19 protein-coding genes are annotated in these 17888 nt (G+C 72.6%); 6 read left to right on the top strand and 13 right to left on the bottom strand.

The genetic code is table 11. The annotated features are described in order from the left end of the window. Position 1 precedes the first annotated feature (1 nt). Positions 2-1222, top strand: coding sequence for an RNA polymerase sigma factor (locus ACFPQ9_RS41175; RefSeq protein WP_380864811.1), 1221 nt, complete (start codon positions 2-4; stop codon positions 1220-1222). Between the two features lie 18 nt (positions 1223-1240). Here the strand turns inward: ACFPQ9_RS41175 and ACFPQ9_RS41170 are convergent, their stop codons facing one another. Together ACFPQ9_RS41170 and ACFPQ9_RS41165 are read right to left on the bottom strand one after the other, a co-directional pair. Then, complete coding sequence (locus ACFPQ9_RS41170) at positions 1241-2020, bottom strand: enoyl-CoA hydratase/isomerase family protein (RefSeq protein ID WP_380864809.1); 780 nt, start codon at positions 2018-2020, stop codon at positions 1241-1243. Then, positions 2017-2961 (bottom strand): NAD(P)-dependent oxidoreductase, encoded by a 945-nt coding sequence (locus tag ACFPQ9_RS41165; RefSeq protein WP_380864807.1) that lies wholly within the window; start codon positions 2959-2961, stop codon positions 2017-2019. The genes ACFPQ9_RS41170 and ACFPQ9_RS41165 overlap by 4 nt, the downstream gene beginning before the upstream one ends. A 140-nt stretch (positions 2962-3101) precedes the next feature. Between ACFPQ9_RS41165 and ACFPQ9_RS41160 the strand changes: the two genes are divergently transcribed. From ACFPQ9_RS41160 to ACFPQ9_RS41145, 4 genes are all read left to right on the top strand, one after another. Continuing rightward, a complete protein-coding gene (locus ACFPQ9_RS41160) occupies positions 3102-3698 on the top strand; it encodes a TetR/AcrR family transcriptional regulator (RefSeq protein WP_380864805.1) in 597 nt (198 codons plus the stop codon). Positions 3699-3945: 247 nt separating this feature from the next. Further along, positions 3946-5541, top strand: a complete 1596-nt coding sequence (locus ACFPQ9_RS41155; protein ID WP_380864989.1) for an MFS transporter — start codon at positions 3946-3948, stop codon at positions 5539-5541. A gap of 54 nt (positions 5542-5595) precedes the next feature. Next, positions 5596-6477, top strand: a complete 882-nt coding sequence (locus tag ACFPQ9_RS41150) for an alpha/beta fold hydrolase (RefSeq protein WP_380864803.1) — start codon at positions 5596-5598, stop codon at positions 6475-6477. A 147-nt stretch (positions 6478-6624) separates the two neighbouring features. Beyond that, complete coding sequence (locus ACFPQ9_RS41145) at positions 6625-7956, top strand: cytochrome P450 (RefSeq protein ID WP_380864801.1); 1332 nt, start codon at positions 6625-6627, stop codon at positions 7954-7956. A 5-nt stretch (positions 7957-7961) separates the two neighbouring features. Here ACFPQ9_RS41145 and ACFPQ9_RS41140 read toward each other — a convergent pair whose 3' ends face one another. Beyond that, positions 7962-8510: a YciI family protein gene (locus tag ACFPQ9_RS41140; RefSeq protein WP_380864800.1), complete on the bottom strand. Its 549-nt coding sequence runs from the start codon at positions 8508-8510 to the stop codon at positions 7962-7964. Positions 8511-8559: 49 nt separating this feature from the next. Here ACFPQ9_RS41140 and ACFPQ9_RS41135 point away from each other — a divergent pair, with 49 nt between their 5' ends. Continuing rightward, the gene (locus tag ACFPQ9_RS41135) at positions 8560-9960 is read left to right on the top strand and encodes a M1 family metallopeptidase (RefSeq protein WP_380864798.1); all 1401 of its coding nucleotides are present in this window, start codon (positions 8560-8562) and stop codon (positions 9958-9960) included. A gap of 16 nt (positions 9961-9976) precedes the next feature. Here the strand turns inward: ACFPQ9_RS41135 and ACFPQ9_RS41130 are convergent, their stop codons facing one another. From ACFPQ9_RS41130 to ACFPQ9_RS41085, 10 genes are all read right to left on the bottom strand, one after another. Further along, positions 9977-10480 (bottom strand): winged helix-turn-helix transcriptional regulator, encoded by a 504-nt coding sequence (locus ACFPQ9_RS41130; protein ID WP_380864796.1) that lies wholly within the window; start codon positions 10478-10480, stop codon positions 9977-9979. Beyond that, entirely contained in the window at positions 10477-11535 is a 1059-nt protein-coding gene (locus ACFPQ9_RS41125; RefSeq protein WP_380864795.1) for an LLM class flavin-dependent oxidoreductase, read from the bottom strand. Before ACFPQ9_RS41125 ends, ACFPQ9_RS41130 begins: the two co-directional genes overlap by 4 nt. Then, positions 11532-12041 (bottom strand): SRPBCC family protein, encoded by a 510-nt coding sequence (locus ACFPQ9_RS41120; protein ID WP_380864793.1) that lies wholly within the window; start codon positions 12039-12041, stop codon positions 11532-11534. Before ACFPQ9_RS41120 ends, ACFPQ9_RS41125 begins: the two co-directional genes overlap by 4 nt. Before the next feature lie 104 nt (positions 12042-12145). Further along, entirely contained in the window at positions 12146-12436 is a 291-nt protein-coding gene (locus ACFPQ9_RS41115) for a hypothetical protein (protein ID WP_380864792.1), read from the bottom strand. 54 nt (positions 12437-12490) lie between these two features. Beyond that, positions 12491-13501, bottom strand: coding sequence for a sugar kinase (locus ACFPQ9_RS41110; RefSeq protein ID WP_380864790.1), 1011 nt, complete (start codon positions 13499-13501; stop codon positions 12491-12493). A gap of 106 nt (positions 13502-13607) precedes the next feature. Then, complete coding sequence (locus ACFPQ9_RS41105) at positions 13608-14501, bottom strand: SMP-30/gluconolactonase/LRE family protein (RefSeq protein WP_380864788.1); 894 nt, start codon at positions 14499-14501, stop codon at positions 13608-13610. Continuing rightward, on the bottom strand, positions 14498-15133 hold the full coding sequence (locus ACFPQ9_RS41100) for a bifunctional 4-hydroxy-2-oxoglutarate aldolase/2-dehydro-3-deoxy-phosphogluconate aldolase (protein WP_380864786.1): 636 nt from the start codon (positions 15131-15133) through the stop codon (positions 14498-14500). The genes ACFPQ9_RS41105 and ACFPQ9_RS41100 overlap by 4 nt, the downstream gene beginning before the upstream one ends. Next, positions 15124-15969: a hypothetical protein gene (locus ACFPQ9_RS41095; protein WP_380864784.1), complete on the bottom strand. Its 846-nt coding sequence runs from the start codon at positions 15967-15969 to the stop codon at positions 15124-15126. Before ACFPQ9_RS41095 ends, ACFPQ9_RS41100 begins: the two co-directional genes overlap by 10 nt. A 5-nt stretch (positions 15970-15974) precedes the next feature. After that, the gene (dgoD, locus tag ACFPQ9_RS41090; protein ID WP_380864782.1) at positions 15975-17120 is read right to left on the bottom strand and encodes a galactonate dehydratase; all 1146 of its coding nucleotides are present in this window, start codon (positions 17118-17120) and stop codon (positions 15975-15977) included. Beyond that, positions 17117-17857, bottom strand: coding sequence for a FadR/GntR family transcriptional regulator (locus tag ACFPQ9_RS41085; protein ID WP_380864780.1), 741 nt, complete (start codon positions 17855-17857; stop codon positions 17117-17119). The genes dgoD and ACFPQ9_RS41085 overlap by 4 nt, the downstream gene beginning before the upstream one ends. Positions 17858-17888 lie beyond the last annotated feature (31 nt).

The following is a 17888-nucleotide window of genomic DNA, read 5'->3' as shown; positions in this document are numbered from 1 at the left end:
CGTGACCGCATCGCCGATTCCGGCGGCCGAGTCGCACGACCGGCTGGCCCGCGTGGTCCGGGAGCACGCGGGCCGGCTGGCCGCCGCCCTGATCCGGGTGACCGGCGACTTCGACACCGCCGAGGATCTGGTGCAGGACGCGGTGCTGGTGGCGCTGCGGACCTGGCCGCAGGACGGCATTCCGGAGCGGCCGGACGCCTGGCTGTTCACGGTGGCCAAGCGGCGCGGACTCGATCACCTGCGGCGGCAGGAGAACTACCGGCGCAAGCTCGCGCAGCTGCGGTGGCCGCCGGACGAGGGCGAGGCGTCGGTACCGGACGAGCGGCTGCGGCTGATCTTCACCTGCTGCCATCCGGCGCTCACGCGGGAGGCTCGGATCGCGCTCACCCTGCGGGTGGTGTGCGGGCTGACCACCGCGCAGATCGCCCGCGCGTTCCTGGTGCGGGAGTCCACCGTGGCCCAGCGGATCACCCGCGCCAAGCAGAAGATCACCAAGGCCGGGATCCCGTACCGCGTGCCCGCCGACGAGGAGCTGGGCGACCGTCTCACCGAGGTCCTCGCCGTCATCTATCTGCTGTTCAACGAGGGCTATCTCTCCACTGCCGGGCAGGCGCAGTCGCACGACCTCGCCGACGACGCCGAGTGGCTGGCCGCCCTGCTGCACCGGCTGATGCCGACCGAGCCCGAGGCGGCCGGGCTGCTGGCGCTGATCCGGCTGCACCGGGCCCGCACCGCAGCACGCTTCACCCCCGAGGGGACGCTGGTGCGGCTGGCGGACCAGGACCGTTCCGTGTGGGACCACGACGCGATCGCGGCGGCGGGCGGGCTGCTGGCGCGGGCCATCAGACGGCAGCGGCCGGGCCCGTACCAGCTGCAGGCCGCGATCGTCGCCTGCCACGCGGAGGCGCCGCGCTGGGAGGACACCGACTGGGAGCAGATCGTGCTGCTCTACGACATGCTGCTGCACCTGGCCCCCTCGCCGGTCACCCGTCTCCACCGGGCGGTCGCCCTGCGCTACACGGCGGGCCCGCGGGCGGCTCTGGCCGATGTGGACGCGCTGGCCCCGGACCTCGCCCGCTACTACCTGTTCCACGCCACGCGAGCCGACCTGCTGCGCGCCCTCGACCGCCCGGAAGAGGCCCGTACGGCGGACGGGCTGGCGTTCGATCTGACCACCAACCCGGCCGAACGCGTGCTGCTCCAGGACCGGGCTGATCTGTAGGCCGCCCTCGCCGGTCGCTCACCAGGGTGCGGGCCTGCCCTTGAGCTGCTGCCAGTACCGTCGATGGGCGTGCCGGGCCCGGTCGCCCGTCATCCCGGCGGGCAGTTCCTCGTCGAGGGGATCGGCGAGGGCAGCGATGTCCCGCAGCGCGGCGGCCTGGCAGGCACGCTTGGTGAAGGCGTACTGGTCGAGGCAGTCCTCCGGTGTGGTCCCGGCGACCTCGACGGCCCGGTCCAGCACCTCCTCGGCCGGCGCCAGTTCGTGCAGCATTCCCAGCGCGTACGCCTGCTGCGGGTCGAAGATCTCGCCCAGGAGGCAGGTGCGGGCCGCGACCGGCTCGCCCCACGCGTACGCGAGCATGCGGACGTACACCGCGGGCATCGGGATCCCGATGGGCACCTCGTTCAGCCCGAACCCGGCGCCTTCCGCGACCGCGACCCGGTAGTCGCACACCGCCGCCGTGATCAGGCCCCCGGCGAAGGCGTGCCCGTTCACGGCCGCCACGGTCGGACGGGGGTAGGTGAACAGCCGCACGTTGGTCGCCCGGTAGTCCGCGAACCATGACGCGACGGCCGACGCGTCGCCCGCGAAGAGCGGGAAGTGCTCGCCCAGGTCGAGCCCGGCGGAGAACCGGCCGCCCGTGCCGGTCAGCACCACGGGGCACTCTGCGTGATCGCGCTCGAGCCGGTCGAACGCCTCATGGAGATCGGCGAAGAACGCACGCCCCTGCGCGTTGACCGGATTGGTCGCCATGGTCACCACGGCGACCCTGCCACGCCGCTCGATCGTCCAGCTCATTCCGTCGCCCTCCGCTGGTCCCCGGGGACACCGGCCTCCGGGGAGTCCGGTTCCGTCCTTGCTGCGTGGCCGCCCGCTGTCCGGGCCTCCAGCGCATGGAGTACGGCCACCATGTCCTCGCCGCCGTGTCCCTGGTCGACGGTCTCACCGAACAGGGCGTGGCAGACGTCGAGCAGCGGGGACGCCATGTCGGCCTTGCGGGCGGCCTCGGCGATCAGCCGGTTGTTCTTCAGGACGTCGGCGGCGGCCGCCTGGACGGCGAAGTCCCGGCCCAGCAGCTTGGGCGCCTTGCCCCGGGAGACCGCGCTCGCCATGGGTCCGGCGTCCAGGACCTGCCGGAGGAGGCGCTGGTCGAGCCCGTACCGGTCGGCGAAGTGGAACGCCTCGGTCAGACCGGTGACCAGGGTGATCAGGAACAGGTTGACCGAGAACTTCATCAGCAGGGCGCCCGGGACGCCGCCGCACGCGAACATCTCGCGGCACATGGGCGCGAGGAGGGGGCGTACGGTCGCCACGGCGTCGCTGTCCCCCGCGAGCATCGCCACGAGTTCGCCCTGTTCGGCGGGGACCCGGGAGCCGGAGACCGGGGCCTCGACATAGCGGCCGCCCACGGCTCGTACGGCGTCCCGGAGGGCGGCCGAGTACTCGGGCGCGGTCGTGCCCATGTGGACGACGGTGCGGCCGACGACGTGGGCGGCGAAGTCCGGCGTGCCGCGCCCGAGGACGGTGTCGAGGGCGGTCTCGTCGGCCAGCATCAGGATCACGGTCTCCGCCCGCTCGAAGACCTCCGCGGGGCTCGTGGCGATCTCGGCTCCGGCGGCGCGCAGCGGTGCGCAGCGGTCGCGGCTGCGGTTCCACACGACGAGGGGCGTTCCCGCACGGGCCAGGTTGAGCGCCATGGGCTGTCCCATGACGCCGAGGCCGATGAAACCCACGTACACGATGCACCGCCGCTTCCGTTTCCGTCGTGGTCACGGCCACCGCCGCTATGACAGCGGTCATAGTACCGGCCGATATGACCGCTGTCATAGGATGGGGTGGGTAGCTTCTGGATCGCGGGTGGACGGGGACGGAGGTCGGGATGGCGGTGTCCGAACGGGGGCCACGCGAGCGGATGGTCTTCAGCGCGGCCCAGCTCATCCGGCGGGACGGGGTCGCCGCCACGGGAATGCGCGAGGTCGCCGCGCACGCTTCGGCACCGCGCGGTTCGCTCCAGCACTACTTCCCCGGCGGCAAGGAGCAGTTGGTCAACGAGGCCGTCGGGTGGGCGGGCCGGTACGCCGGCAACCGGGTCGCCCGCTTCCTGGCCGCACTGCCCGAGCCGACGCCGAGCGGGCTGTTCGCGGAGATGGTGCGCCAGTGGACCGACGAGTACGAGGCCGTGGGGTTCGCGGGCGGCTGCCCCGTGGCGGCGGCCACGGTGGACTGCGCGGAGTCCACGGATTCCACCCGGGAGGCGGTGGCCGCCGCATTCGCCACCTGGACCGGCCCGGTGGGCCGCGCCCTGGTGGAGACGGGCGTGCCCGAGGAGCGGGCCGCGGGGCTCGCCACCTTGATGATCAGCGCCTTGGAGGGGGCGATCCTGATGGCACGGGCGGAGCGGGACGTACGGCCGCTCACGACCGTGTCCCGGGAGCTCGGTCCGATGCTCGACGCCGCGGTGAGCAAGGCGGGTTGACCACCCGCGGACGGGGCATCGGGGCCATGCGGGCGCCCGGCGCCGCGAAATGACGGCACGTCGGTTCGCGGCCGTTCGGCATCCCCTCGCAGTCGAGCCGAGCGCCTCGGCCGTCACGTCCCTTGCTGATGATGCGACGTCCGCGCGTCTGTCGCAGACTGGACGGGTGAGTGGCACGTCTCCAGGGCGTGGCGGGACCACGTCCGTATCCCGGTCGGGACCACGACAGACCGTGGCGCTCGCGGCGATGATGTTCGCCGTGGCGATGACGTTCATCGATCAGACCATCGTCTCCATCGCCGCCCCCGACATCGTCCGCGAACTGGGTCTGTCGGCTTCCGGCATGCAGTGGGTCGTGAACGCCTATCTGCTGTCCCTGGCCGCGTTCTTCGCGCTGGGCGGCCGGCTGGCGGACCTGTACGGGCCGCGCCGGGTCGTCGTGGCCGGCACTCTGGTGTTCGTCATCTCGTCGGTGCTGTGCGGCTGTGTCCCCAAGGGCGACGCGGCACAGGGCTGGCTGATCGCCTTCCGGGCGACTCAGGGATTCGGTGCGGCCCTGCTCTTCCCCGCGGCGCTGGCCGTGGTGGTGGCGGTGTTCCCGCCCGAGCGGCGCGGCCGTGCCCTGGCGCTGTTCTTCGGGCTGTCCGGCGCGTTGACCGCCCTCGGCCCGCTGCTGGGCGGCTGGCTGACGGCGTGGACCTGGCGCGCGGTGTTCTGGGTCAACGTTCCCGTGGCGATCGTGGCACTCGCCCTCACCGCCTGGGCACGTATCGCGGACCGGCGCCGCCCCGGCACCCTCGACGTACCGGGCGCCGTACTGATGGCCGTCGGCATGGGCCTGTGTGTCCTGGGCTTCCAGCAGGCCTGGGCGTGGGGCTGGGACAGCGCCGCGACTTGGGGGTGCATCGCGGGTGGCCTGCTGATTCTCGCCGCGTTCGTCCGGTACGAACTGGGCGTGCGGAACCCGTTGATCGATCTGCGGGTGTTCCGGGACAAGGCGTTCACCGTGGACGCGGCGGTGCTGTTCTTCGCGATGCTCGCCTTCGTGCCGCTGTTCTTCTTCGCGTCCGTGTACGCCCAGGTGTCGCTGAGCGCCTCGCCCAACCAGGCGGCGCTGTTCCTGCTGTACTTCTTCGCCGGGTTCGCCATCGCCTCGCAGTGGGGCGGCCGGATCCTCGACAAGCAGGGCGCGCGCCCGGCGCTGAAGATGGGCACGATCGTGGGCGCCGTCGGATTCGCCCTGTGGGCGGGCAAGCTCACCGACCTCTCCATGCACGACCAGTGGCCGTACGCCGCCCTGGCCGGCGCGGGCATCGGCTTCATCCTGGCCCCCGCCTCCACGGACGCCGTGAACCGGGCCATCGGTCCCTCCTACGGCGAGGTCACCGGAGTCACCCAGACCGTACGCAACTTCGCGGCGAGCGTGGGCCTTGCCGTCTTCGGCACGATCCTGACCCACGTCACCAACAACAACGTGGTGAACACCCTGGAGTCCCGCGGCCTGCCCTCGAACGTCGCGCACGACGTCGCCCACGACATCACCGAGTCCATCACGGGCAACGGCGATTCCAGTGCGCCCACGGGGACGGGGCCCGCCGCGACGGCGACGCGGAACGCGATGAACGCGATCCGCATGGACTTCGCCGAGGCCAACCAGTGGGTGTTCTACGGCATGGCCATCGCCCTGGCCGTCGGCTTCCTGTGCGCCGTTCGCCATCCGGGTGGGCGCGCGGTGACGCCGAAGGAGGCGGAGGAGCCGGAGGGGACAGGGACGTTCACGGGGAGCTCGGAGCAGCGAACGTCCCCGGGGTCCGAGCGCCGGTCGCACCAGGCGGGTTCCTAGGCCCCGCGGCGAATTCCGGATGCGTTGCATGCCCGGTCGTGACAGGCTCCGCGCATGTCTGTCGTCGACGTGTCTCCCGAGGTGTCCCTCGCATACGAGACCTTCGGCGACCCCGGGGACCCCCCGATCCTGCTCGTGATGGGTTTCGGGGCGCAGATGCTCGCCTGGCACGGGGACTTCTGCCGGGCGCTGGCGGACCGCGGCCGTTATGTGATCCGGTACGACAACCGCGACTGCGGGCTGTCCACCAAGTTCGACGATCACCCCGTCGACATGGGCGAGTTCATCGCCGCCGTCAGCTCGGGGGACCTTCCCGCCGCCCTCGCGATGGTGCCCTACCGGCTCGTCGACATGGCCGGCGACGGACTCGGCCTGCTCACCGCGCTCGGTATCGAACGCGCCCATGTGGTCGGCGCCTCGATGGGAGGGATGATCGCCCAGACGATGGCCCTCTCCTGCCCGGAGCGGGTACTGACCCTGACGTCGATGATGTCCTCGACCGGCGAGAGCGAATACGGCCGCCCCAGCCCGCAGGCCCAGGCGGTGCTGTTCGGTCCGAGGCCCGCGGACCGCGCGGGCTACGTCGAGGCGGCGGGGAAGGAGCTGGTGTGGGCCTCCAAGCGGTACGGCGACGCTGCGAGGCTGCGTGAACCGGCCGCCGAGAGCTACGACCGCTCCTACTACCCCGCGGGGACAGGACGACAGCTCGGAGCGATGATCCTCAGCGGTTCACGCGCCGACGCACTCCGCGAACTGCGGGTGCCGACGCTGGTGATCCACGGCCTGGACGACACGCTCATCGACCCCAGCGGCGGGAAACGCACAGCGGAGCTCGTTCCCGGTGCCGAACTCCTGCTGATCCCCGACATGGGCCACGACCGCCCACGCGAACTGTGGCCCCGTCTCATCGACGCCGTGGTGACCCACACCGGTTGAGCGGCGGTCCGAGAGTGGCCCCATCGGCGTCCGTGCTCCTGAGCGCCCCCGGCCCCACTGCCACCAGGCGTGTCCGCTCCCGTACAGTCCGTGGCGTCGGTGCGCGCCGTCGCGCCTGACTCCAGCTGCTCACCCAGGAGATGGACCATGGACACCGAAGCCGGCCCCGGCTCCCTCCCGCACCCGCCCGGCACGGTCCGGCCGGTGCCCGAAGCCGAACCGGAGCTCGTGGAGCGGTGGCGTTCGACGGGCGGCGAACTGATCGAGCTGCTGGCCCAGGTGCGCGAGCGGGTCGGCGGGGTCGCCGCGTTCCGTATCGGGCCGGCCCGCACCGTTCTCGTCACCGAGCCGCGGGCCGTCCAGCATGTGCTCGCCCGCCACCCGGAGCAGTACGTCAAGCGCTCCCACCGCGCCCGGCTGCTGGTCGGCGACGGTGTGCTGTCCGCCGAGGGCGAGGCGTGGAAGCGGCAACGCCGGCTGCTTCAGTCCCAGTTCACCGGAACCGGGATGCGCCGCTACGACCGGCGGATCACCGCGGCGGCCCGGGTCACCGCGGAGCGCTGGGCCGGGTTCGCCCGTACCGGACAGACCCTGGACGTCGGGCGGGAGATGCACCGCTTCGCCCTGGACGCCATCTGGCGCTCCCTCACGGGCCACCCCCTCGACGACGAGACCCAGCGTGAGCTGGAGGCCGTGGAAACCGTGGGGGCCGCCCTGCCGGCCCTGCCCGCCGACGCGGAGGAGGCCAGGGCGGCCGTCGCCGCCGATCTCGCCCGGATCGACGCGGTGGCCCGGCACACGATCGAGGCCGCCCGCGGCGGGAAGGCCGGCCCCGACGGGCCGGGCCTGCTGCACGTCCTCACCGAAGCCGCCGCCGAGCGGCCCGAGTACACGGACCGGCTGATCCGGGACGAGCTGGTGACGCTGCTCGCGGCCGGTCATGAGACCACGGCCAGCACGCTGACCTGGCTGTACCTGCTTCTCGACCGGCATCCGGCGGCCCGCGAAGAGGCGCTCGCCGCCGGCGAGGAGGACTCCGAGGAACGCCGCCAGGCCATCCAGGCACTGGTCCACGAGACGCTGCGGCTGTACCCGTCCGCGTGGATCCTGCCCCGGCACGCCGCCGAGGACGACACCCTCGACGGCTACCGGGTCGAGGCGGGCACCGACCTCCTGGTGTGCCCGTATCTCACCCACCGCGATCCCGAACTGTGGCCGAATCCGGAGCACTTCGACCCTCGGCGCTTCCGCACCCCGGACGGCCGGCCCACCCACACCGGGGCCTACTTCCCCTTCGGCATCGGTCCCCGCACCTGCCTGGGCATGCAGTTCGCGCTCCGCGAATCGACCGTCCTGCTCGAACATCTGCTGCCGGCCCACGTCGTGGCGTTCTCCGCCACCCCCGCGAAGGCGACGTACGGCATCACGGTCCGCCCCGACGGCCCCACGCCCGCGACCCTGCGACCGCCGCTGGTCTGAAGCCCTCAGCGGCGCCCGCCGAACTCCCAGTCGTGGACCTCGACCTCGGCGTACAGGTCGGGCTTGAGTACGGTGCGCGCCGTCTCCGCGTCCGGTGCACGCACCAGTGCAGCCGTACCGAGCCAGGCGGTGCCGTCGTCGGACAGCAGCGGTCCGTACGCGATGAGTTCGTCGTTCTCGGGTGGTTCGGCCGGGTCGGCCGCGCGGTCCGGGCCGAGGCCCAGCACCAGGTACCGGTTGCCTTCGCTGCGTCCGCCGGGGAAGTCCCACATACTGCGGCCCAACATGTTGCGCCACCTGCGCAGCAGTACGTCCCGGTACACACCGGCCTGGTAGTTGGGCTCGTCGAAGGCGAACGCGCGGGCGGCGGTGGGGTCGGGCAGGTCGACGATGTGCACGCTGCCGGTCGGCGTCTCACCGTCCGACGCGAACGTCGGACCTCGCGCGATCAGCTGCTCCGCGAACAGGTCCATGTACGACCAGTGCTCCTCCACCAGCCGCTCGCGCAGAGGCAGTGAGTCGGGCCGGTCACGGTGGTAGCAGAAGAACTCCATTCCCCCAGTCTGGGCCAATACTTCACGCCTTGTGGCATGATCGGCTGCCATGCCCTCGTTACCGGCGTGGACTCCAAGGACCGTTGCCCGTCTGCTCGTTGTCCTGTTGGCGCTGCTCGTGACGCAGAGCGGAACCGGGTCCGAGGCCCGTACGACGGCCAGGACACAGGCCGACGGCGGCGAGCGGACGACACCCGATCGACCCCGCTACGACGTGACCCTGCGCGGCAACGCGGACGGCTCCCGCTGGACCGGCCGGCAGCGGATGTCCTTCCACAACGCCGCCACCGACCCGCTGCGGGAGGTGTACGTACGCCTGTGGGGCAATGGCGTGGACAAGTGCGGCACGACCAACGGCACACCACCCGCGGTCCGGGTGTCCAAGGTGCGCGGAGGCACCGCGGGCCGGCCGACGGTCGACTGCACGGCGCTGCGGATCGCCCTGCCGAGGCCGCTCGCGCACGGCGAGCGTGCCTCCGTCTCCTTCGACGTGTCGATCACCGTGCCCGAACGCAACGACCGTTTCGGCCGCGAGGGCGCCTTCCGCTTCCTGGGCAACGCGCTGCCCGTGCTCGCCGTGCACGACGCCGAGGGGTGGCACCTCGATCCGTATGTGACGACGGGCGAGAGCTTCTACACCCTGGCGAGCGACTTCCGCGTGGCGCTCGACCATCCCTCGCACCTCAAGATCCCCGCGACCGGCCGCACCTCGACCCGTGCCGTCACGCCCGGCCGCAGCCTGACGGTGAGCGTCGCGCGGCAGGTCCGGGACTTCGCCTGGGCGGCGGGCCCCTTCCGCACCGCCCAGGAGACCACGCCCGGGGGCGTGCGGGTGAAGTCGTACTGGGCGCCGGGGACCTCCGTGACGGGCGTACGCCTGTCTCGTGCGGACGGCGCAGCCGCCGTGGACCGGTTCGGCGAGGAGTTCGGCCGCTACCCGTACGGCGAGATCGATCTGGTGATGACCAGCGGGTTCGGCGGCGGCATGGAGTACCCGGGACTGGTCCTGCTGGGCACCACCGAGGAGGGCAGTGCCGTCGTCCACGAGGTGGCCCACCAGTGGTGGTACGGCATCGTCGGCAACGACGAGTACGGCGCGCCCTGGCTGGACGAGAGCTTCGCCCAGTACGCCAACGCGCGCTTCTACGGCTGGGACACCCGCGACTGCTGGTCGGAGGCGGACTGGCCGAACGACGGTGCGGCGCTGACCGACTCGATGGCGTACTGGGCCGCGCACCGGGGCGAGTACCACTTGGTCTACACGGCCGGCTCCTGTGCGCTCGCGGACCTGGAACGCACGCTCGGCGCGGACACCATGACCCGGCTCCTCGAGCGGTACGCCCGTGACCACTGGTACGGCGTCTCCACCACGGCCGCCTTCAAGAAGGCCGCTCAGTCCATGACGGACCAGGACCTCAAGCCCTTCTGGAAGCAGCACCGCATCCGGTGACGTCGGCCGGCTCCCGTCACTCCGGTGCGAAGCGGCGTCGCACGTCGGGCCGGGACCTGAGCCGCTCCGGGTAGCCGGGGCCGAGCCGGGCGACGGTGTCGTCGGCGTGCAGCGGTTCGCCGCAGGCGGAGCAGACCACCTCGGCGTGCGCGTCGTGGCCGCATGCCTCGTGGTGCAGGGTGATCGGCGGCCCCTCGGAGCCGGCGAGCCAGCGATCGCCCCAGTGGGCCATCGCGGCGAGCACGGGGAAGAGGTCCCTGCCCTGCTCGGTCAGCAGGTACTCGTGCCGGGGCGGCTCGCTCTCGTAGAGCCGTCTCTCCAGCAGCCCGGCCTCGACGAGCCGGCGGAGCCGGTCGGTGAGCGTGTTCCGGGCGATCCGCAACTCGCTCTGGAACTCGTCGAATCGGCGGCTGCCGTAGAACGCCTCCCTGAGGACCAGCGGGGTCCAGGCGTCGCCGACCACGTCCAGGGTCCGCGCGATGGAGCACGGCCAGTTCGCGAAGGACGTACGCGCGCTCATGCCCGCTCTCCGATCTCGTGGACCAGTTCGATCGCGCGGCCCAGGGTGTCTAGGCGGGCGGTCAGGTCGGCACCGGCCGGGTACAGGCGGACGGTGTCCACGCCGGCGTCGCGCCAGACGCGCAGCCGCTCACGGACCATGTCCTCGGTGCCGATCAGGGTCGTCGCGAGGACCATGTCGTCGGTGACCTGCGCGGCTGCGCCGTCCCGGTCCCCGGCCTGCCAGCGCTGCCGTACCTCCGCGGCGACGTCGGCCCAGCCCTGGCGGCTGTAGGCGCGGTTGTAGAAGTTGGTGGACGCCGAGCCCATGCCGCCGAGGCTGAAGGCGAGTTCCTTCTTGCGGCCGGCCACCATGGCGCCGAGCGCCTCCTCGTCGGGGGCGAAGGCCACCTCGGCGCCCTGGCAGACGTCCAGTTCGGCGCGGGTGCGTCCGCCGCGGGCCAGTCCCTCGTCCAGCGGGGCGAAGTAGGCGTCCGCCGCTCCCTCGGGCACGAAGCTGGTGCCGAGCCAGCCGTCGGCGACCTCGCCCGTGAGCCGGAGCATGGCCGGTGACAGGGCGGCCAGGTAGATCGGCACGGGGTGTTCGGCCCGCATCGACAGCTTCATGGGTACGGCGTCCCCGCCGGGCAGCGGGATGCGGTACTCCTCGCCGGAGTGGTCGATCTTGCCGCCGTCGAGGACCTGCCGCACGATCTCGACCGTTTCGCGGACGCGGGCCAGGGGGCGGGCGAAGGGGACGCCGTGCAGGCCCTCCATCACCTGGGGGCCGGAGGGGCCGAGGCCCAGCAGGAAGCGTCCCTGGGACAGGTTGGAGAGAGTGATCGCCGTCTGTGCGAGGGACACGGGTGTCCGGGTGCCGACCTGCATCACGCCGGAGCCCAGGAGCATGCGCTCGGTGCGGGCGGCGTAGTACCCCAGGGCGGAGGGCGCGTCCGAGCCCCATGCCTCGGCGACCCAGCAGATGTCGAGGCCGAGCCGCTCCGCCTCCGCGACGAAGTCCGCCTGCTGCCGCCAGGAGCCGAGACCGGACGCCTCGATCGTCGTCGCGGTCCTCATCGCTCCTCCGCCAGCCGCTTGATACGCCCCAGGGTGATGGTCATGTTGCGCTCGAACTCCCGCATACGCACGAACACGATCTTCTGCTCCTTGTCCGGCATCTCGTCGATGGCGAAGGACAGGCCGGACCGGCCGGGTCCCAGCTGCATCCACTCCGACAGTTCGGTCCCGTCGTCCTTGCCCTCGAGCCGGAAGCGCCATACGGCGGCGGGCCGGGACGGGTCGTCGACGGCCCAGGCGATGACGCGCGGGGACTCGCACTCGATGACGTGCGAGGTGGTCTCCCACTCCCCCAGGGCCTCGTGTCTGCTGCGGCCGACGAAGCGGGCGCCCACGGCGGGCCGGGACTCGCCGTCGAGCCAGTGGACCGACTGGAGCTCGTCACTCATGCCAGGCATCAGCGACACATCGGAGACGATCTCCCACACCCGCTCGGGCGGCGCGTCGATCCATGCCCGGACCTCGACCGTGGGCTTGTCCGCATAGCGTGCGCCCGTCCACTCCACCCCGCACCAACCCCTTCTTCATTGAAGGCCATTGACGTCCAGAGTTGCGTAACGAGACTGACTGCGTCAAGAGGAGGGACGGCGGGCGCCGGGAGCCCGCTCCGCTACGCCCCGGCGCCGCCCCTGTCCGTCTGCAGGACCGCCTTGTGCACCTGATCCTCGACGTCGCTGCGCGTCTGGCCCCGCTCCCTGGCGTAGTCGGCCATCGCGACCTGTACCTCCCGGGCCAGGTCCCGCCAGGCCCGCAGGGCGGTGTTGTAGGTCTCGGTCTGCCGGGGACTCCAGCCGCCCTGCTGGGTCGGCGGCCCATACATACCGCGCAGTTCCTCGACGCGGCTGTGGGCCTGCTCCGCCGCGCGCTCCTTCGCCACCAGCTCTTGGAAGATAGTCGTCACACAAATGGAGCATAGGCGGGCGAATCATCTGTCGCGCGCCGAGCGGCGGGGAGCTCAGGCCGACGGCGCCACCCGCGCGCGTGCCGCCCACTCCCGCGCGGACAGGGCGAGCAGTGCCTCCGTCTCGGCCGGGTCGGGCAACGGGCCGTGGTCTCCCGTCACTTGGAGGGCGGACGCGGCGGTGATGTGGCCCAGCCGCAGGGCCCCGGTCGTGCCCGCGCCCCGCAGGAGACCCGCGAGGAAGCCCGCTGCGAAGGCGTCGCCGGCGCCCACGCTCTCCACCACCGTCGCGCGCGGTGCCGGCACGATGACGGTGCCCTCGCCGGTGAACGCGGTCGCGGCGTTCGCCCCGTCCTTGACGACGAGGATCCGCGGATGCGGCAGCTCCTCCCGAATGGCCTGTGCGGTCAGATGCTCGCCCCACAGCGCCTGCGCCTCGTCCAGGCCGACGAAGACGATGTCGGCCCGGTCGGCCAGTTCCCGCAGCACCTTCGGGGCGGTGCCGTCAGGCCAGAGGGCGGCGCGGTGGTTGACGTCGAAACTGACCGCGTACGGGCGACCGCCGGGCCCAGCGGCCAGCGCCCGGTTCACCAGGTCGCTGCAGGACGCGGACAGCGCCGGGGTGATGCCGGTCAGATGCACCAGCGCGGCCGTACGCAGCGCCGGGCAGTCCAGCAGGCCGGGGCCGAGAGCGGAGGCGGCCGAGCCGCGCCGGTAGTAGTGCACGCGCGTTCCGTCGGGGCCCGGGTCCTTCACCAGCAGGCCGGTCGGGCGGCGGGGGTCGGTACGCACGTACGACACATCGACGCCCGACGCGGCGACCGTGGCACGGACGCGGTGGCCCAGCGGGTCGTCCCCGAGAGCGGAGAGCCAGGCGACGGGTATGCCGTGATCGGCAAGGTACATGGCGACATTGGATTCCGCACCTGCCACCGAGAGCCGCAGCTCCGGCGCACTCTGCAGGGGGCTCGGCGGGTCGGGGGCGAGGGCCGCCATCGTCTCCCCGACACAGACGACGGGGCCGGGTGCGGGGCGCCAGGGCGCGGTGGTCGGTGTGCCGGTCATGCCGACTCCCCGTGGGGCGAGCGTGGCCGGACCGTTTCGAGGCGCCACGCAGGCGTCGAAGCACCGGGCACCTCCATGCGGGTCGGCTTGACAGGCGCTGCGCCGGTCATGCCGGCTCCCCGAAAACCGAAGGGTGCCGAACCGTGTCCAGACGGCATGCGGGCGTCGGCGTACCCGGGGCCTCCACCCGGGCCGTGAACAGGGCACCGTCGTCCTCGGCAGGCGTCTCCAGTCCCACGCGGGCCGTAGTGATGTGCAGGACGTCGTGGGCCAGGCACACGCCGGCCGGTTGTCGTGCCGGCAGCCGCAGGATGCGGTCCGGCGTGCCGTCGGGCAGGTGGCGGCGTACGGTGCCGGTGCCCCAGACCGCGATCCACACGGCGCCTTCGGCGTCGACCGTCATGCCGTCGGGGCTGCCGTCGCGGATCGTCACGAAGTCCTCGGGCGCGCCGAGGTCGCCGGTGGCCGGGTCCACCGGATAGCGCCGGACCACGCCCCGGGCGCTGTCCGCCAGGTACATCACGCCGCCGTCGGGCGTGAACGCGGGCCCGTTGGGGACGGTGATGCCGTCCAGGACGCGTACGACCGTGCCGTCCGGGTCGACGCGATACAGGGAACCGGCGTCCTCGTCGGCGTCGTAGGCCATGCTGCCGGCCCAGAACCGGCCGAACGGGTCGGCGACGGCGTCGTTCATGCGCATCGGTACCGGCGCGTCGTCCTCGGGCCGGGCCAGCCAGTCGAGGGTGCCGTCGGCGTGCAGCAGCGCGATGCCGGTGCCGGCGGCAGCGATCCAGGTGTCGGGGTGTCCGGCGACGGGGGCCACGGCGCCCAGCGGGACGGGGAGTTGGGCCAGCGTGCGCAGAGGTGCCGTCGGCTCGTGCGGGGCAGCGAGGAGGCGGCCGGCGAGGATGTCGACGAGGACGATGTCCGTGCCGGTCCAGCGGATGCCCTCGCCCAGTTCGAGGCGGTCGGGGCGCGCGGCGCGCAGATCGGGGGTCATGGCGTCGCCGCCTCGGCCACGACGGTGCGGAACAGGCGGGCGCGTTCCCTCAGTTCGCCGATGCTGCCACCGTCGGCCGCGTCCCCGATCAGGGGTGAGCCGATGCCGACCGCGAGGGCACCGGCCGCGAGACAGGCACGGGCGACGGCCTCGTCGACACCGCCGACCGGGACGAACGCCGCGTCGGGGAACGGGCCGCGCAGGGCCTTGAGATACGCCGCTCCGCCGAAGTGGGATATCGGGAAGACCTTCAGCGCGGCCACGCCAAGGGCGCGAGCGGCGACGACCTCGGTCGGGGTCAGCACCCCGGCGAGGACCGGCAGGCCCAACTCCTGTGCGGTGACGACACCGTCGCCGAGTCCCGGGGTGACCGCGAAGTCGGCTCCGGCACGATGTGCGGCGCGGGCGTCCTCGGCGGTCAGGACGGTACCGGCGCCGAGCGGGTGGTCTCGGCCGAGGGCGTGGCGGGCGCGTTCGATGACGGAGAGGGTGTCCTTGCCGGACAGTGAGACCTCGATCAGTTCGATGCCCTCCTCGGCCAGGGCCAGCACGGTGCGCAGCGCGGCGTCGGCGTCGTCGCCGCGCACGATCGCGACCAGGCGGTGGGTGGCCAGCGCGGCTTTCAGGTCCACGAACGGTGCTCCTTCGGTACGAGGGTCGAGAGGCAGCGGCAGGCCCCGGTGATCGTGAGCCGCCAGCGGACCTCGCCCGACGGTGGGACGCGCGCGGCGTCGCCGGGACCCGCCTCGGCGAGGTCGAAGACGCGCCCGAGCATGGGCTCCACGCCCGTGCTCCGATACGGGTGCGGCTGCGGGAAGCCGCCGAGGTTGCGCCACAGGGCCATCGACACGGGCTGTCCGTCCGCCCGCAGTTCGAGGGCGAGCCGGTCTCCGTCGTCGTGGACGCAGCACAGCGGTGTGTCCACGACGGCTCCCACGGCCGTGCCGTCGTCGGGGCCGAGTCGGTCCATCGGCACTCCGCGGGGTGCGGGCCACGGGCCGGTGATCCAGGGTGCGTCGGCGGGCCAGGGCTCGCCCAGGAGCGGGGCGGCCTCGGGGTACAGGCGGGTGGCGGCGCCGTCGGTCATGTGCAGGGTCGCACGCTCGGAGAGGTCGAGCAGGGCGTGCGCCGCCCACACGAAGCGGAACCCGGCCGCGGCGGTGAGAAGGTAGTCGGCCCGCACGCCGTCGGCCGTGGCACTGATGGTCCGCGCCAGGGTGAACGACTCGCCCCGGACGTGTTCCGTGTCGCCGGTCCGGGTCCAGGCGCGGGACCAGACGTCGCCGTGGTCGGGCAGGCCACGCACGGTGGGGATGCACTCCTCCAGCCCGCCCGCGTCCACGAAGGCGTCGCCGGGTGCCGCCTTGTCCCGTTCCGGTGCCGGACGCTGCCAGAGCCATTCGCGCGAGGGCGAGCGCAGGGACGTCCAGCGCCCGCCGTGCGCGGCGTCGGTGGTGAAGGAAAGCACCTACGTCACCACTCGGCGAAGGAGTCGTCGGAATGGCGCCAGACCGGGTTGCGCCAGGCGTGTCCGGAGCGGTCGGCCGCGCGTACGGCGGCGTCGTCGATGGTGATGCCCAGGCCGGGGGCGTCGTTGCGGGGCGCGTGGCCGTCCACGAACCGGAACGGGGCGGGGTCGGCGAGGTAGGACAGCAGGTCCGCGTCCTTGTTGTAGTGGATGCCGCGGCTCTGCTCCTGGATGAGGAAGTTCGGTGTCGCGAACGCCACTTGGAGGCTCGCGGCCAGCGCGATGGGGCCGAGCGGGCAGTGCGGGGCGAGCTGCGCGCCGTAGGTGTCGGCGAGGGAGGCGATCCGGTGGACCTCGGAGATGCCACCGGCGTGGGACAGGTCGGGCTGGGCGACGGCTATGCCTGCGGAGAGGGCGGGCAGGAACTCGGCGCGTGAGTAGAGGCGTTCGCCGGTGGCGAGGGGGATCGGCGTCGAGGCGACCAGGCCGGGCAGCAGGTGGGCGTGCTCGGGGACGACGGGTTCCTCGACGAACAGCGGGTGCAGCGGGGCGAGTTCGGCCAGCACGCGGCGGGCGCTCGCGGCGCTGAAGCGGCCGTGGAAGTCGACGGCGACGTCCCGGTCCGGGCCGAGGGCCTCACGGGCGGCGGCCACGCGTGCGACGACGGCTGCGGTCTCGGCCGCGGTGGTGATCGGCGAGGTGGCGCCGGCCGCGTTCATCTTGACCGCGGTGAACCCCGCCTCGACCTGGGCGGTGATCTGCTCGGTGAGCTCGGCCGGTTCGTCGCCGCCGACCCAGGCGTAGACGCGGACCCGCTCGCGCACCGGCCCGCCGAGCAGGGCGTGCACGGGGGCGCCGTAGGTCTTGCCTGCGATGTCCCACAGGGCCTGGTCGATGCCGGCGACGGCGCTCGACAGGACCGGTCCGCCACGGTAGAAGCCGCCCTTGGTGAGCACCTGCCAGTGGTCCTCGATGCGCAGCGGGTCCTGACCGACGAGGTGCTCGGCGAGGACGTCCACGGCGGCGCGGACCACCTCGGCCCTGCCCTCGACGACGGGTTCGCCCCAGCCGACCACGCCGTCGTCGGTCTCGATCCGGCAGAACAACCAGCGCGGCGGTACCAGGAAGGTTTCTATGCGCGTGATCTTCACTTGCCGCCGGTGCCTTTCGTGTCGTCGGGGCCGTCGATACGGTCCAGGTCGCGCCCGGCCTGCACGAGCAGGGCCCGCATCGCCGTCTCGGCGGCGGCCGCGTCCCGCTCGCGTACGGCGTCCAGGACGGCGCGGTGGGCCGGTACGGGATCCTCGCTGTGGGGGTGGCTGTGCACGATGCGGTCGCGGTGGGCGAGACCCGGTTCGATGACCATCTCCATGCGTTCCAGCAGTTCGTTGTGAGTGGCCGTCAGCAGTGCACGGTGGAAGGCGAGGTCGGCCTCCACGGCCTGCCCGGGGTCGGTGTCCTGCCCGCCCATCGCGTCCAGGGCCGCTTCCAGGGCCGCGAGGTCGGCGTCGGTGCGGCGTTCGGCGGCCAGGCGCACGGCGGCCGGTTCGACGATGGCGCGGACCTCGGCGAGATTGCGCAGCAGCGTCCGGTCGGCGTCGGTGCCTTCGTCGGCGCCCTCGAACTGCCAGCGCAGTACGTCGGCGTCGAGGAGGTTCCAGTCGGCGCGGGCGCGGACGAACGTGCCGCGTTTCTGCCGGGCGTCGACCATGCCCTTGGCGGCGAGCACCTTCAGGGACTCGCGCAGCGCGGTGAGACTGACGTCCAACTCGCTCTGGAGCGCCACCAGGTCGAGTGTGGCTCCCTCGGGGATCCTGCCGCCCAGGATGCGGCGGGCGAGGGCCTCCACGGTCTGGCCGTGCACGCCGCGGCGGGCGTAGGGCGTCATGTCGTACAGCCTTTCTGCTGAAGGGTGCGCA

The organism is Streptomyces coerulescens (assembly GCF_042657965.1).
Classification (GTDB): Bacteria; Actinomycetota; Actinomycetes; order Streptomycetales; family Streptomycetaceae; genus Streptomyces; species Streptomyces coerulescens.
The sequence above is the reverse complement of the archived record's forward strand: the minus strand, read 5'-3'. Positions and strand labels throughout refer to the sequence as shown.